Below are 14,113 nucleotides of genomic sequence, written 5' to 3'. Positions count from 1 at the left end.
GTCGTCGTCATCATCATCGTCATTGTCGTCGTCATCATCGTCGTCGCGATCATCATCATCGTCATCATCATCGTCGTCGCGACCTTCGTCGTCGTCGTCGCGACCTTCGTCGTCGTCGTCGCGCTCGTCCTCATCGTCATCGTCGTCGTAGTAACCGGATGCCCCGGTACTCGCGTCCACCGCTGTGGTGGACGCGGTGGACGCCGACGCCGTGCTACTGGTGGAACCTGAATTCGAGGACGAGGACTGGTTAGAGGTCGAAGATTCTGAGTAGCCAGAAGCCGACGTACTCGCATCAACGGCTGTCGCGGAGGAGGACGCGGCTACCTGACTATCCCCCGGCGCGACGGGAGATCCGTCTGCTGCCTGTGTGGCCCCGGCGGGGCTCGATCCCGCAGAAGCAGCGGCCGTGTTGGAGTCTGTTGTCCCCGTCGATGTGGTGGACGACGAATTCTCGACGGGAGTCTCACCTGTTTCGGGGTCGACAAGACCTGTTTGACTCAGCCCACCAGTCGCCATCGCCTCGCTCAGGGGGTTGGGCGACGCCGTGGGCTCGGCTTCTGCCAGTTGCATGGTGGCGCTTTGCTCGTTCTGCGCACTGTCGGTGAGCAGTGGTTCGGCCAAGTTGGCATTTACTGCCACCGCTCCGGACCCTGCTCCCAATATTCCGGCAATTCCTGCACTGATTATTACGTTGCTGTTCATACCTCCGAGCCTAGAAACCCCCAATAAAGGGGGTAGCGAGAGGAGAGTAAAGAAACAGCCAAGACTCAGAAGTTCTGTCTTGTCCAGCTCAATGACCGAGCTGCTCGAGCCATCAGGAGCGAAAGCGTGAGGAGACCTGGGGACTCGTCACCGAGCCAGAAGCGGCTTCCGGATGCGAAGGGCCGGGTGAGGGTCAGACGGATTCCCGGGAACCCGTGGAGGCCTTAGTCGTCGTCCTCCGAGTGATCATCATCGTCATCGTCATCGTCGTCATCATCATCATCGTCGTCGTCGTCATCGTCGTCGTCATTGTCATCATCGTCGTCGTCATCGTCGTCGTCATCCGTACTGACGGTGGCAGGGGGCTCAGGGGCGGGTGCCGGATCAGGATCCGGCGCAGGCGCGGGCGCGGGGTCGGGCTCAGCGCCCGATTCTGGATTTGGTTCGGGGCGGGGCTCAGGCTCCGAGGGAGTGCTCAGTGAGGATTGATCTGCCCCTTCTTCTACATCCGTGGTGCCGTCAGGGGCAGAGGAGGGAGTATCAGTAGCTGGAGCGTCGAGAGAATCTGCCTGCGCTGGTTCATCGAGGGGAGTGGTGGTCTCGGCGATGAGCACCTCACTTGCTTTATCCACCGAACTCTGGGGGGGCGTGGAGAGCAATTGGGTGTTGGTGGCCACCGCGGCTGCACCGGTTCCCAGGACCGCCGCGATGATTGCCCCCACTAGCGCTTGAGTATTCACGCCTCCACGCTACGGCGGCTTCGACAAGACCGCATCCGCAGACAGTAAAGGTTTGTCCAAGATTTGGCGCGGGATGCTCCCCTGCCCCCGCGGGAGCCACTTGCACGCCACAATGGGGGCGTGCGAATACTTGTGGTGGAAGACGATTCGGGTATTGCCGATCCCATTATCGAATCGCTAGAAAACCTTGGTTGGTTCGCGGTGCACGCGGCAACAGGGCGCGATGCACTCGACGCTCTCGCGGAAGCCGACTTCGACTGCATTGTGTTGGACCTCGGTTTACCGGACATGGACGGCGGAGAAATCGTGCGCCTGGCCAGGCGCGAGTCAAACATCCCCATCATTGTGGCCAGCGCACGACCGGACGAGGCCGACCGGATCCTGGCGCTCGAATTAGGCGCTGACGACTACCTAGTGAAACCCTTTGGCATCCGAGAGCTAATCGCCCGGATTCGAGCCGTGCACCGACGCCACAGCGAGCCCTCCGCCGGCCCCACAGACCACGATGTGTTTCAGGTGGGAGCCTTGGTCGTGAATCCACGCACCCGCCAGGTCCACGTGGCGGGTGAAGAGCTCGAGCTCACCCCCAAGGAATTTGATGTTCTGGCGTACCTCGCGGCGGAACCCGGTACTGTTTTTCGCCGCGACGCGCTGTTGAGCGACGTGTGGGATATCAATTGGTACGGCAGCACGAAAACTCTCGATGCCCATGTGGCGTCACTCAGGCGGAAATTGGGAACCCCTGCCTGGATTGAGTCTGTGCGAGGGGTCGGTTTTCGCCTTGTGGACCCCCAATGAGACGGCTCTTTCTCTTCGCTCTTCTCGGGGTGAGCATTGTGGCGCTGCTACTTTCCGACATCCCTTTCGGGCTTTACCTCTACCAGGTCGAGCGCGATCGGCTTATTACCCAGCTCCAGCGGGACGCGTTTATTCTCGGCGGTCGAGCCGAAGACGCTCTCGAGGATTCAAACCCCACTGCCCTCGATACGACGCGGGAGCTCGCGATTGCCTACCGTGAGGAGGGTGGCGCTCGAGTCGTCATTGTGAACACCGCCGGAACCGCGGTGGTCATCAATGACCCCACGGACTCCCGCGAGGGTCTCAACTACGGAACCCGTCCAGAAATTGCCGAGGCACTCACCGGTCGAGTCGCCACCGGCCAGCGCTACTCCGAAACACTACAAATGGAACTCGTGTACGTGGCTGTTCCGATTTACAGCGGCGACAGTGTGGTCGGAGCCGTCCGCTTGACCTTCAACGAACAGGCAATCGATGAGGCGGTGACCCGTTCGCTCTGGGGGGTGTATCTCGTTGCCCTCATCACCCTGTTGTTTGCCATCTTGCTCGCCTTCGTCCTCTCCCGCGTGCTCTCACGCAACCTCGTCCATCTGGGAGACATTGCCACCAGACTCTCTCACGGTGATCTCAGCGCCCGAGCTGATGAACCCGACGGCCCGAAAGAAGTCAAAGAGCTTGCCCAAAACGTCAATCAAATGGCGACCCGTCTCGAGACACTGGTCAACGAGCAAAAATCCTTCGCTGCGGATGCTTCCCACCAGTTGCGCACACCACTCACTGCCCTCCAATTGCGCATCGAACGACTCCGGGAGGGCGTCAGCGACGACCCGAAGTCGGCGGCACGGTTCGACGAAATCGATGGCGAACTCTCCAGGATGAGACGGTTGATCGACGGACTGCTCGCACTGGGCCGCTCGAGCGTGGAAGACGTCAGTAGAGCCCCACAGGACCTCGGCGCAATCGTCCCGGAGCGAGTCGAACACTGGCGCAGCCTGGCCGAGGAGTCGGGAGTGCGTATTGAGGTCGAGTGTCCTGAGTCAGCCCTCGTCTGGGCTGTACCTACCGCAGCGGAACAAATCATCGACAATTACATCGACAACGCGCTATCGGTCATGCCCCACGGCGGTGAACTGCACATCGATGTTCAGGTCTCGGGCGATGAGACCGAACTGAGCGTCACGGACACCGGGGAGGGAATTAGTCCCGAGGATGCAGAGCGAGCCTTTGACCGCTTTTGGCGGGGAGGCGCCACCCATGAGGGAACCGGACTCGGCCTGGCGGTGGTCAAACAGTTGGCACTCTCCAGCGGTGCGCGCGTATCACTCACGCCACACCCTGAAGGGGGCACGACCGCGCGCGTGAGCTTTTCGCACGACTCAACACAGTGAGCGCGTCTCTCGACGCCCACACCGAGGACTATCCGCACCCGACACGCCCACTTCACCCCAACACACAAAGGGGGGCAGCCGTCGGCTGCCCCCCTTTGTCGATGTTCTTCGCGTTAGAAGTCCATGCCTCCGGTGGGGTCACCGGCGGGCGCTGCCGAAGCAGGCTCTGGCTTCTCCGCCACGACTGCCTCAGTGGTGAGGAACAGTCCGGCAATGGATCCGGCGTTTAGCAGAGCCGAACGGGTCACCTTCACCGGGTCGGCGATTCCGTCAGCGAGCATGTCGCCGTATTCGCCGGTTGCGGCGTTCAGGCCGTGACCGTCTTTCAGTCCGCGCACGTGCTCGACAACCACACCGGGCTCGTGTCCGGCGTTGAAGGCGATCTGGCGAAGAGGCTGCTCGATGGCCTGGCGCACAATGTTCACACCAGTGCTTTCCTCACCCTCAACCTTCAGCTTCTCCAGTGCCACGACGGCCGCCTGGATGAGGGCCACGCCACCACCGGCGACGATTCCCTCTTCAACGGCAGCCTTGGCGTTACGCACGGCATCTTCGATGCGGTGTTTGCGCTCTTTGAGCTCCACCTCGGTGGCCGCACCGGCCTTGATCACGGCGACACCACCGGCGAGCTTGGCCAGGCGCTCCTGGAGCTTCTCGCGGTCGTAGTCGCTGTCGGAGTTTTCAATCTCCTGGCGGATCTGCTTGACGCGACCGGCGATGGCTTCGGACTCGCCAGCACCTTCCACAATGGTGGTCTCGTCTTTGGTGACAACCACCTTGCGGGCGCGACCGAGCATGTCGAGGGTGGTTCCCTCGAGCTTCAGGCCGACCTCTTCGCTGATGACCTGACCACCGGTGAGGATGGCGATGTCCTGGAGCATGGCCTTACGGCGATCACCAAAACCGGGAGCCTTCACGGCGACCGACTTGAAGATTCCGCGGATCTTGTTCACCACGAGGGTGGCGAGTGCTTCGCCCTCCACGTCTTCGGCGATAATCAGCATTTGCTTGCCGGACTGGATGACCTGGTCGACCACGGGAAGCAGGTCCTTGATCGCCGAAATCTTCGAGTTGACGATCAGGATGTAGGGGTCTTCGAAGACCGCTTCCTGACGCTCGTTGTCGGTGACCATGTAGGCCGAGAGGTAACCCTTGTCAAAGCGCATACCCTCGGTGAGCTCCAGGGTGGTACCGAAAGTGTTGGACTCTTCAACGGTCACCACACCTTCTTTACCCACCTTGTCGATTGCCTCAGCAATCAGGTCACCAATGGCGGGGTCGGCGGCGGAAATCGATGCGGTGGCAGCGATTTCTTCTTTGGTCTCGACCTCTTTCGCGCTGGCCAGCAGTCGGTCGGATACGGCGTTGACGGCCTTTTCCATTCCGCGCTTCAGCGCGATGGGGTCCGCTCCGGCCGCGACGTTGCGCAGGCCCTCGCGCACCATCGCCTGAGCGAGAACCACCGAGGTGGTGGTGCCGTCACCGGCGACGTCGTCAGTTTTCTTGGCGACCTCTTTCACCAGCTCGGCGCCGATTTTTTCGAAGGGGTCCTCGAGATCGATTTCTTTGGCAATCGAGACACCATCGTTGGTGATGGTGGGGGCGCCCCACTTCTTTTCCAGCACCACGTTGCGGCCGCGGGGTCCCAGCGTGACCTTGACCGCATCGGCGAGGACGTTGAGTCCGCGCTCGAGACCGCGACGGGCCTCTTCATCGAAAGCAATTAGTTTTGCCATGTCAGTTTCTCGTCCCTCCTGGACGTTTACAGTGAGTCAAATTTGCACTCACAAACAGCGAGTGCTAATTGATTTTGGCACTCTCCGCCTGAGAGTGCAAGTGCAGGAGGGGCGTTTACTCCAGCTCCACTTGACCGGCCGGGACGCCAGCGCCTTCCGCGGGAATCAGCTGAACCCAGGTCTGTCCGGGGGCAAGCAACACCCGGGCCCCCGAAGTGTCAGTCAACTCAATCGGCGCCTCGGGAGCCGACTTCGACCAGAGGATGTCGAGGACGCCACCGCCGGTGGCGACAACACCCTCTCCCGAGTCGACCATTTGGGTGGTGGGGATATCTTGAATGACGTCAATGTTCACTTCGAGCACGACCACGTTGTCCGCCGCAATCTGCTCACCAGACAGCGCGTTATCGGGGGCGCCGTTTGTTTGTTGGCGCAGGTAGGAACCGCGTTCCGGGTCGTATTCCCAGGCGGGAAAAGACGAACCGCTGAAAAAGACGCGCAACAAACCGGCCTCAACGCCGTCAGTCGCGGCGCTCGATTCGGCCACTCCGGTCGAATAGTTGAACTGGGGCGGCGGGCCCGCCCGGTCCTGAAAATAGGACACCAGTTCCGGCGCCCGCACAATGACATTGTGCGGGGCGATTTTGTCGCTACTGCGGTAAAAGAAGTCCTCGACGTCGCTTTGTCCATTGATTGCACTGGCAACCGGCGCGTCGAGCATCGCCTCCACAAAGCGCTGTTGGCCCCCCGAATAGGCGATGATGCCGCCAAAGGGACTCACAATGTCGGGATCCATCGGTCGGACCGAGCGCACCGGGCCCACCTCGGCCGGGAGCGAAGAGTGCCACACCGCGACGTAGCGGGTGAGGCCGCCTTCAACGAGTTCTTCGAAGACAATATCGGCCTCATCGAGGCCCACTTGGGGCCTCGCCTGGGGAGCATTATCGACTTTTGCGGCGAGTGCCGGCAGGCTCGAATCGCCGTCGTCGAGCGGAAGACCGGTGAGCGGCCAGAGCGTTGCATCGACGTCAATGGCGGGCGACTCGGATGTTTCCAACAGGGTGGACTCGTCACCGCCCTCGGTACTCTCCGAATCCGCTCCCGTTTGACAGCCCGCGACAAGCGCAGCGAGTGCGAACACTGAGGTGATTGTCCACGCTGTTTTCATACTGCCCTCCCCCATCGCCTTCAGACTAACCCCCGAAGGGTCCTAATCCGTGGAATAGTCAGCGCCCAATAACACCGTGATGCTCGCCCCCGGATAGTTATCGGTCAGGATCACTTCGTCAATGCCCAAAATGTCGGCAACGCCTCGGGCCAACGCTTCGTCGTCTTCTGACTGATAGGCGACCAGGCTGGTCTCCACGTCCTGCGAATCGGCGTTGGTGAGGGTCTGATCCGGCCAGCCCTCGCCGCTCAGCAGGTCTCCCGCGCCGGAGGCCAATCCCGCCGTAGTCGTCCCGTTCAACACCGTGAGAGTGACCCCCTCGATGTCGTCTGCTGAAGGGTTCACGATGGGCTCCACCGGTTCTGGCTCCGGCTCTGGTTCGGGTTCTGGCTCCGGCTCTGGTTCGGGCGCTGGTTCTTGCTCGGCGATGGCGATTTCTTCGGGGTCTAGTTCCAAATAATTGTCTGCCTGATCGACCAGGATGATGCCCACCACGGTCACGACAGCGCTCACCCCCACGACGATTCCGGCCGGCACCAGCCAAAAACTCTTGGGCCGCTTCAGCCGTCTGAGGCCGACATACCCCTTCTCGAGGGGGACCTCGTCGAAACGATCGGGCACAAACCTCGAACCCTTCGCCATTTAGCGGCCCTCCCCTCGACGGGTTTTGGCCATTCGCTGCGTGGTGACCTGGTCGGCGGTATCGAGGATGTGGTGGACCAGGGCGGAGTCGTATTCGAGTGCCGCCTGGCTGTGGCAGAGACGGTAGAGGCGCTGGTAGTAGACCGGCAGGCTGAGGCCGAAGCGCTCAAAAACGACCTGTTCTTTCATCGGCCCCGCGCCCCACACCTCGCGCTCGCACTCGAGCAGGGCGCGCTCATCGTCGGCCAGCACCGAGGGTGCATTGGGGGAAGACTCATGGGGAGGCAGTGCTCCCGCAGCAAAGGGGCTCATCGCCTCCCATGATAGGTCCCGACCCCTCACGTGCTCAGTTGGCGCGCGTAAACTCGTGGACACTGTGTCCGTCCTTTATGCTCGCCACAACGCCTGGGGTGTCCTCACCGGTGCCCTCGCTCTCGCCGTCGGCCTCACAGGCTGCCAGCCCGGCTCCTACTCCGATGATGGTGAGCGCCAAGAACTGGCCGGCGAGCGCCCCGCACTCTCCGAGATCGACTGGCTGGCAGACCCGAAAGGGTGGCAGGGCCCTTCCACGGCCCTGCTCTCTTCGGATACCGTCGAGCCCATCACCGAGGCGCCACCGGAGCCCGATCTTCCCCGCACGGTCACTTCCCAGGACCTCGACGGCGATCGGGAAGTCACCGTGGAGGGCGCCGAGCGGATCATCGCCGTCGATCTTGCCGGATCACTCGCCCAAACCGTGGTCGGTTTGGGCTACGGCGACCGATTGGTCGGCCGGGATATTTCCACCGAGATCCCCGGCCTCGACGACTTACCGGTCGTCACCGGGACAGGCCACGCCATTTCACCCGAATCGGTCCTGGAGTTGCGCCCCGACCTCATCCTCACCGACGGAACCGTCGGACCAATCGACGTCATGCTCCAACTGCGTGAGGCGGGCATCCCGGTGGTCTTCATCCGCGAAGAGCCCGGGCTCGACCAACCCGCGCGCCAAGCCGAAGCGGTAGCGGGTGTGCTCGGCCACCCGGAACTGGGTTCGCGCCTGGGCGAGCGCATCGAGAGAGAAATCAACCGGGTGGTGGCCACCATCGCGCAGAACATCCCCCCGGAGCGCTCGGAGCGGTTGAGCATGGTGTTCTTATATCTGCGCGGAGCAAACGGTATTTACTACCTCTTTGGCGAGGAATCGGGAGCGGGAGAGCTCATTACCGCGCTCGGTGGAATCGATGTCGCCGGTGAAATCGGTTGGGAAGGCCTACGCCCCGTCACCGACGAAGCGCTGGTGGCGGCAAACCCCGATCTCATTTTGGTGATGAGCACGGGATTGGACAGCGTCGGCGGCGCCGAAGAGTTGGTCACCCTCAAACCCGCTATCGGGCTCACCAGGGCCGGCCAACAGCTGCGCTTTGTCGACATGGCCGACAACGTTGTGCTGGGCTTTGGCCCTAGGACACCCCTGGTGTTGGACGCTCTCGCCCGCGCCATCTACGCACCAGAACAATCGCCACCGATACGGTGACGGCGGAGCCGAGCGTCACGCCCAGAAACCAGGGGGTCGATAGCGGCGGCTGCAGACACCCCGGGTCAACCTGAACCCGAATATCGATGGGGTCAAACGCTTCACCGGCGGGGTAGGTACCAAACGCTTCGGCACCTGCTGTGGTCAACACAGTGGGCGCCTGGTCCACACTCCAGGTGCCGGCCTCCGAATCGACCACGGCATCGGAGGCGTCAACGCTGACAAAGGAGACATCTTGCGCACTGACCGTGCGCCCCTCCTGGGTGTCACCGCTGATGTCAAAGACCACGTCGACCCGGTCGTCGTCGATCAGTAGTCGCGGGGCGGAGAGGGTCTGATCGAGCAGTCCCTCGTGGCCAAAAAACCCGATCGAGCCCGTGCTCGTCATTTCTCCGAAACTCCGATCGGGGGCGAGGACCCCGTCGGTGCCACGGATGGTAAACAGCGGTGTGGCGTAGGTCACCTCACCGGTCACACTCCACTCACCGTTGGCTAAGGACCCCGAAAGATACGCGCGAAACGATTCCTTCACTCCCCACAACACCTCCCAGGAGCGCACCTCGCAGGCTGTCGCCGAGTCGCCGTGTCGCTCAGAAACCGCTGCCGCAGCGACATTTTCCTCGCTCCCGGATGGCTCCCCGGTGACGCCCGCGGGCAACACACTAAAAAGCACGACCAGGCCCAGCGGCCAGCCCGCCGGGATCATGTGCTCACCTCGGGCTGGTGTCGAATCATGCGGATGTGTTCGATACCCGCCTCATCAAACACGTCGCCGAAAGGCTCAAACCCGAGAGAGGCGTAGAAGTCGTGAATGTAAGTCTGGGCGTGGAGTACGACCGGGGAGGGGCCGATGTGGTCGATCGCTCGGGTCATGAGCCCCCGGGCGATACCGGCGCCACGGTAGTGGGCATCGACGACGAGGCGACCAATACTGGTCGGCACGCCCTGATCTTCTGGTGCGGGTTGATCGTTGTGGACCACACGGACATAGCCGACTACCCGGTCGCCATCGACGCACCACAGGTGCGCGGTGTCGGGGTCAAAATCGAAGCGGTCGATTTCCTCTTCGGTGATGTGTTGCTCGAGAAAAAACACATCGGTGCGAAGCTTCGCAAACGCCAACACGTCCCCGGGTGTGCACTGGTCGAGGGTTTTATGTTCCCAGCGAAGATTCACCCCTGAACCCTAATCTGCCAGTCTGAGCACACACCAGTGCCGGGAGCGTGTGAAGGAGTAGTCCATGTCGTATCCGATCAGTAAAGACAACGACACCTGGAAGGCGGAGCTTCCCGCCGAGAAATTCCATGTCCTGAGGCAGGCGGGCACCGAGCGTCCCTGGAGCGGTGAACTCTTGGAAGAAAAACGCCCCGGTGTCTTTCACTGCGGCGCCTGTGGTGCAGACCTGTTCTCCAGCGACACCAAGTTCGAATCCGGATCCGGCTGGCCATCGTTTTGGGACGCGGTCAACCCGGATGCGGTGGAGCTCAAAGAAGATCGAGGGCTCGGAATGGTGCGCACCGAAGTCTTGTGCGCGCAGTGCGGCTCGCACCTGGGTCACCTCTTTGACGACGCCGTGGGGACGCCCACCGGGCAGCGCTACTGCATGAACTCGCTGGCGATGGACTTCACCCCGAAAGACTAGGTCGAGCGGCGCTTCGACGTCGTCACCAGAATCGAGCCGAGAACAGTCAGCGACGCTCCGATTACCGTCCACACGCTAATCGGGAAATCACCCACCGGCACGATCAGGTCGAGGGCGATCGAGGCGAGGATTTGACCCGTCACCAGGCTCACCCCGAGGCCCAGCACCCCGATGCGATGCACGGTAATCGTTTGGATGGGAATAAACAGGGTCCCCAACAGCCCCCCGGCGTAAAGCCACCACTCGGTCGGGAACACCTCTGGGCCCCCCGTGGCCGGTAACCCGACGACCCAGACGACCGCGAGCGCGGTCGTCCCCACCGCGAAGTTAATCCAGGTGGCAGCGAGCGCCGAGGAGGCTCGATTTCTCACCGTGCCGTTCAGGGCTTGTTGGATGCCGGTGCCCGCCCCGGAGAGAACAGGTAATAAGAAACCCCAACTAAGCGAGCCGTCCTGCCCCGCCCACACTTCGACACTGACCATCACGCCGACAACGGCCACCAGCGCGCCAAAAGCTCGCGCCGGTGAGAGCCGCACCGTGGGCACCCCGAACCAGCCGCGGGAGTCAATCCACATCGCGCCGAGGGTTTGGCCGGCGACCACGGCGACACTAAAGAGGGCGACACCGAGGATTCCCGCGACAAGCCCCTGAGTGAGGACCAGGAAACCGCCCCCCACACCGCCCAGGGTGCTCCACCAGGGCAGTCGCCCCCGACGAATATCCTCGAGCACCGCGCCAAGGCCCCGTCTCGCCCGGGGGGAGGCGAGCATCGCGAGGGAGAGAATCACAAACCCGGAAGAAAACGAGATGAGCGCGGCCAGGGCACCATCGCCCATCCGCACCCCCAACTCCCCGTTGATTCGCGATTGGCCGGCCACGAGCATGCCGGATACGACACTGGCGAACACAGCACCCACCAGGGTGGCTCGGTTGTGGGGGGATGTCACGATGTCACCGTAACCGCTCGTGGCTGGCTCCGGGGGTGACCGGGCCGTAGCCTGTGGTTATCGACGCGAGGAGAAGAGCGAATGCCGGGCATTGACCGACCAGATGGCGCCGCCATGAGTGTGGACTCCATCCATCAGGCCAATAAGTCTTTTCTGCTCACCTGGCTCTTCGCGCTGTTTCTCGGGTTTTTCGCCGTCGACCGGTTTTACACGGGAAAAAGCGGCACCGGTCTGCTGAAGCTCATCACCCTGGGCGGTGGCGGGCTCTGGGTGCTCGTCGACCTGATTCTCGTCCTGAGCGGCCAGTACTTCGATAAGTGGGGGCGGCGACTTGCGGGCTACCACCGCTACAAAGTCATCGCCTGGGTCGCAACCCCCCTGATTGTCCTCGCGGCGGGGGCACTGGGCGGGAGTTAACCCACCCAGTGCCCCCGCGGGACACACTGCTTCGGACTACGCCGCAGCGAGATTGTGCTCTGCGCCCTCTTCCACGAGGTACCCGCTGTAGGCGGGGAGGGTGAGGAAGGTCGGGAAGTCCTCGCCCATTGTCACCGTGCGGAAAATCTCAATCGCATGGTCGAAGCGATCGCCCTCGAAGCGACTGAGGCCCGCAACCACGTCGTCGATCTGACCCTCGACCCAGGAGCGCGTGACCCGGTGGCCGTCAGTCGTCTCGACGCGACGATTCATCCACTGCCACAGCTGACTGCGCGAGATTTCTGCCGTGGCGGCATCCTCCATGAGATTATCCAGCGCCACCGCGCCCAGACCCCGCAACCAGGCTTCCAGGTAGCGAATCGCGACCGAAATGTTGGATCGCACGCCCTCGGTGGTGACATCACCGCCGGCGCTGCGAATGTCCAAGAGGTCTTTGGCACTCACCTCCACCTCGGGACGTTGCCGATCCAACTGATGAGGTGCACCCTCGAGCACCGCGTCGAATTCGGCTCGCGCAATGTCAATGAGCCCGGGGTGTGCCACCCAGGAACCATCGAACCCGTCGGTGGCTTCCCGGCGCTTATCCTGGGCCACTTTCTCCAGCGCGCGCTCGGTCACCTCGGGGTCATGACGGTTGGGGATGAACGCGCTCATCCCGCCGATGGCGTGGGCCCCGCGGCGGTGGCAGGTCTTCACCAACAGCTCCGTGTAGGCACGCATAAAGGGCAACGTCATCAGGATTTGGTTGCGATCGGGCATCACAAAACGTGGCCCCCGAGAACGGTAGGTCTTGATGATGCTAAAGAGGTAGTCCCAGCGTCCCGCGTTGAGCCCGGCGCAGTGATCGCGCAGTTCGTAGAGAATCTCATCCATCTCAAAGGCGGCACCGAGGGTTTCGATTAACACCGTTGCACGAATCACTCCGTGCTCGAGACCCAAATACGCCTCGGTGAAGCTGAACACGTCATTCCACAGCCGCGCTTCCAGGTGGTTTTCGAGCTTGGGGATATAAAAGTAGGGTCCCGCACCGCGCGCGATGAGCTCGTGGGCGTTGTGGAACGCGTAGAGACCAAAGTCCACCAGTGAACCGCTGGCGGGGGCCTCGAGTCCTGACGGCTCAGACACCTGGATGTGTTTTTCCACCAAGTGCCACCCGCGCGGGCGCATCACAATGGTCGGCGTCTCCTCGGCGGTGACCTGATAGCGCTTGCCCTCCGGTGAGGTGTAGTCCAGTTGGCCGCGAATAGCGTCGTAGAGGCTAATCTGCCCGCCGATGACGTTCTGCCAGGTGGGCGAGGTTGCGTCTTCCTGATCCGCCAGCCAGACGTTCGCCCCCGAGTTCATGGCGTTCGCCGTCATCTTGAAATCGGTCGGCCCGGTAATTTCGATCCTCCGGTCTTCCAACCCGGGGCCGGCACCCGCCACACTCCACGAGTCGTCGTGTCGAATGTGTTCGGTTTCGGGCAAGAAACCGAGGTCCCGCCCGTTGGTGACGGCATCTCGTGTGCGCATTCGCTGGAGCAGTCGCTCGTGGCGCTCCCCGGCGAATCGCGCCTGAAGCTCCTCGAGAAACTCCAGAGCGCCCGGAGTCAAAATGTCATCAAATCTCGGACCCATCGGTCCCGTCACTCGAATGGTCATGGTGAAGTCCTCTCACTGTGTCATTAATGCGCGAATTGTTCTTCTTCGGTGGAACCGGCGAGCGCAAGGGTGGAGCTCTCGGGGTTCAATGCGGTGGAGACCCGGTCGAAGTAGCCGGTGCCCACCTCCCGCTGGTGCTTTGTCGCGGTGTACCCGCGGTCTTCGGCAGCAAACTCTGCTTCCTGGAGGTCGACGTAGGCCGACATTTGTCGATCCCGGTAGTCCAACGCCAACTCGAACATGCCGTAGTTGAGCGAGTGGAAACCAGCGAGCGTAATGAACTGGAAGGCGTAGCCCATCGCGGAGAGTTCCCGTTGGAACTTCGCAATCTGGTCGTCGTCGAGGTGGCGCTTCCAGTTGAAGCTCGGGGAGCAGTTGTAGGCGAGCTTCTTGCCGGGGTGTTTCGCGTGGATACTCTCAGCGAAGGCTTTGGCCAACTCTAGGTCCGGCTCAGCGCTTTCGACCCAGAGGAGGTCGGCATATTCGGCGTAGGCGTGACCGCGTGCGAGAACGGCGTCGAGGCCGTTGCGGACGCGGTAAAAGCCCTCTTCGGTGCGCTCGCCCGTAATGAAGGGCTTATCCCGCTCGTCGTGGTCGCTCGTGATCAGGTTGGCCGCCAACGAGTCGGTGCGCGCGATGACGATACTGGGAATTCCGGCCACGTCTGCTGCGAGGCGTGCGGCGTTGAGTGTGCGAATGTGCTGGCCGGTCGGAACCAGTACCTTTCCCCCCATGTGCCCGCACTTTTTCTC

At 62.2% G+C, this 14,113-nt stretch carries 15 protein-coding genes and 1 pseudogene; 5 read left to right on the top strand and 11 right to left on the bottom strand.

The features are described from left to right. Together RI518_RS07100 and RI518_RS07095 are read right to left on the bottom strand one after the other, a co-directional pair. Nucleotides 1-705: hypothetical protein (locus RI518_RS07100; protein WP_310689702.1), on the bottom strand; the 705-nt coding region annotated here is incomplete at its 3' end. Nucleotides 706-929: 224 nt separating this feature from the next. Further along, nucleotides 930-1,445: a hypothetical protein gene (locus tag RI518_RS07095; RefSeq protein ID WP_310689701.1), complete on the bottom strand. Its 516-nt coding sequence runs from the start codon at nucleotides 1,443-1,445 to the stop codon at nucleotides 930-932. A gap of 120 nt (nucleotides 1,446-1,565) precedes the next feature. Here RI518_RS07095 and RI518_RS07090 point away from each other — a divergent pair, with 120 nt between their 5' ends. Together RI518_RS07090 and RI518_RS07085 are read left to right on the top strand one after the other, a co-directional pair. Further along, nucleotides 1,566-2,243 carry a response regulator transcription factor gene (locus tag RI518_RS07090; RefSeq protein WP_310689700.1) on the top strand — a complete coding sequence of 226 codons (678 nt, stop codon included), beginning with the start codon at nucleotides 1,566-1,568 and terminating at the stop codon, nucleotides 2,241-2,243. Further along, complete coding sequence (locus RI518_RS07085) at nucleotides 2,240-3,631, top strand: ATP-binding protein (RefSeq protein WP_310672415.1); 1,392 nt, start codon at nucleotides 2,240-2,242, stop codon at nucleotides 3,629-3,631. The genes RI518_RS07090 and RI518_RS07085 overlap by 4 nt, the downstream gene beginning before the upstream one ends. A 113-nt stretch (nucleotides 3,632-3,744) precedes the next feature. Here RI518_RS07085 and groL read toward each other — a convergent pair whose 3' ends face one another. The 4 genes from groL to RI518_RS07065 all read right to left on the bottom strand — a co-directional run bounded on the left by groL (nucleotide 3,745) and on the right by RI518_RS07065 (nucleotide 7,489). Beyond that, nucleotides 3,745-5,367, bottom strand: a complete 1,623-nt coding sequence (groL, locus tag RI518_RS07080) for a chaperonin GroEL (RefSeq protein WP_310689699.1) — start codon at nucleotides 5,365-5,367, stop codon at nucleotides 3,745-3,747. Between the two features lie 115 nt (nucleotides 5,368-5,482). Then, nucleotides 5,483-6,535 (bottom strand): DUF3048 domain-containing protein, encoded by a 1,053-nt coding sequence (locus RI518_RS07075; RefSeq protein ID WP_310689698.1) that lies wholly within the window; start codon nucleotides 6,533-6,535, stop codon nucleotides 5,483-5,485. A 42-nt stretch (nucleotides 6,536-6,577) separates the two neighbouring features. Next, nucleotides 6,578-7,177, bottom strand: a complete 600-nt coding sequence (locus tag RI518_RS07070) for a LytR C-terminal domain-containing protein (RefSeq protein WP_310672304.1) — start codon at nucleotides 7,175-7,177, stop codon at nucleotides 6,578-6,580. After that, nucleotides 7,178-7,489 (bottom strand): DUF3263 domain-containing protein, encoded by a 312-nt coding sequence (locus RI518_RS07065; RefSeq protein WP_310672303.1) that lies wholly within the window; start codon nucleotides 7,487-7,489, stop codon nucleotides 7,178-7,180. Between the two features lie 55 nt (nucleotides 7,490-7,544). Here RI518_RS07065 and RI518_RS07060 point away from each other — a divergent pair, with 55 nt between their 5' ends. Then, entirely contained in the window at nucleotides 7,545-8,693 is a 1,149-nt protein-coding gene (locus RI518_RS07060) for an ABC transporter substrate-binding protein (protein ID WP_310689697.1), read from the top strand. Here RI518_RS07060 and RI518_RS07055 read toward each other — a convergent pair. Next, complete coding sequence (locus tag RI518_RS07055) at nucleotides 8,620-9,399, bottom strand: HtaA domain-containing protein (RefSeq protein ID WP_310689696.1); 780 nt, start codon at nucleotides 9,397-9,399, stop codon at nucleotides 8,620-8,622. The two genes, RI518_RS07060 and RI518_RS07055, sit on opposite strands and share 74 nt — an antisense overlap. After that, nucleotides 9,396-9,869: a GNAT family N-acetyltransferase gene (locus RI518_RS07050; protein ID WP_310672300.1), complete on the bottom strand. Its 474-nt coding sequence runs from the start codon at nucleotides 9,867-9,869 to the stop codon at nucleotides 9,396-9,398. Before RI518_RS07050 ends, RI518_RS07055 begins: the two co-directional genes overlap by 4 nt. Before the next feature lie 64 nt (nucleotides 9,870-9,933). On the opposite strand from RI518_RS07050, the gene msrB reads away from it, so the two are divergent. Further along, nucleotides 9,934-10,335: a peptide-methionine (R)-S-oxide reductase MsrB gene (msrB, locus tag RI518_RS07045; RefSeq protein ID WP_310672299.1), complete on the top strand. Its 402-nt coding sequence runs from the start codon at nucleotides 9,934-9,936 to the stop codon at nucleotides 10,333-10,335. Here the strand turns inward: msrB and RI518_RS07040 are convergent. After that, nucleotides 10,332-11,282: a DMT family transporter gene (locus RI518_RS07040; protein WP_310672298.1), complete on the bottom strand. Its 951-nt coding sequence runs from the start codon at nucleotides 11,280-11,282 to the stop codon at nucleotides 10,332-10,334. The genes msrB and RI518_RS07040 overlap by 4 nt on opposite strands. A gap of 81 nt (nucleotides 11,283-11,363) precedes the next feature. Between RI518_RS07040 and RI518_RS07035 the strand changes: the two genes are divergently transcribed. After that, on the top strand, nucleotides 11,364-11,699 hold the full coding sequence (locus tag RI518_RS07035) for a TM2 domain-containing protein (protein WP_310672297.1): 336 nt from the start codon (nucleotides 11,364-11,366) through the stop codon (nucleotides 11,697-11,699). Between the two features lie 36 nt (nucleotides 11,700-11,735). On the opposite strand, the gene aceB is transcribed toward RI518_RS07035, so the two are convergent. Next, nucleotides 11,736-13,361, bottom strand: a complete 1,626-nt coding sequence (aceB, locus tag RI518_RS07030) for a malate synthase A (protein ID WP_310672403.1) — start codon at nucleotides 13,359-13,361, stop codon at nucleotides 11,736-11,738. 23 nt (nucleotides 13,362-13,384) lie between these two features. Continuing rightward, nucleotides 13,385-14,113: pseudogene (locus tag RI518_RS07025) on the bottom strand (isocitrate lyase); the annotation flags it as partial.

The organism is Pontimonas sp. (genome assembly GCF_031581085.1).
GTDB lineage: Bacteria > Actinomycetota > Actinomycetes > Actinomycetales > Microbacteriaceae > Pontimonas.
This window is presented reverse-complemented; position numbering and strand designations above follow the sequence as displayed.

Excerpts from the sequence above, each read along its gene's own strand:
- RI518_RS07085 (WP_310672415.1), top strand. The coding sequence starts at position 2,240 with ATGAGACGGCTCTTTCTCTTCGCTCTTCTCGGGGTGAGCATTGTGGCG.
- groL (WP_310689699.1), bottom strand. The coding sequence starts at position 5,367 with ATGGCAAAACTAATTGCTTTCGATGAAGAGGCCCGTCGCGGTCTCGAG.
- RI518_RS07075 (WP_310689698.1), bottom strand. The coding sequence starts at position 6,535 with ATGAAAACAGCGTGGACAATCACCTCAGTGTTCGCACTCGCTGCGCTT.
- RI518_RS07070 (WP_310672304.1), bottom strand. The coding sequence starts at position 7,177 with ATGGCGAAGGGTTCGAGGTTTGTGCCCGATCGTTTCGACGAGGTCCCC.
- RI518_RS07065 (WP_310672303.1), bottom strand. The coding sequence starts at position 7,489 with ATGAGCCCCTTTGCTGCGGGAGCACTGCCTCCCCATGAGTCTTCCCCC.
- RI518_RS07055 (WP_310689696.1), bottom strand. The coding sequence starts at position 9,399 with ATGATCCCGGCGGGCTGGCCGCTGGGCCTGGTCGTGCTTTTTAGTGTG.
- msrB (WP_310672299.1), top strand. The coding sequence starts at position 9,934 with ATGTCGTATCCGATCAGTAAAGACAACGACACCTGGAAGGCGGAGCTT.
- RI518_RS07035 (WP_310672297.1), top strand. The coding sequence starts at position 11,364 with ATGCCGGGCATTGACCGACCAGATGGCGCCGCCATGAGTGTGGACTCC.
- aceB (WP_310672403.1), bottom strand. The coding sequence starts at position 13,361 with ATGACCATTCGAGTGACGGGACCGATGGGTCCGAGATTTGATGACATT.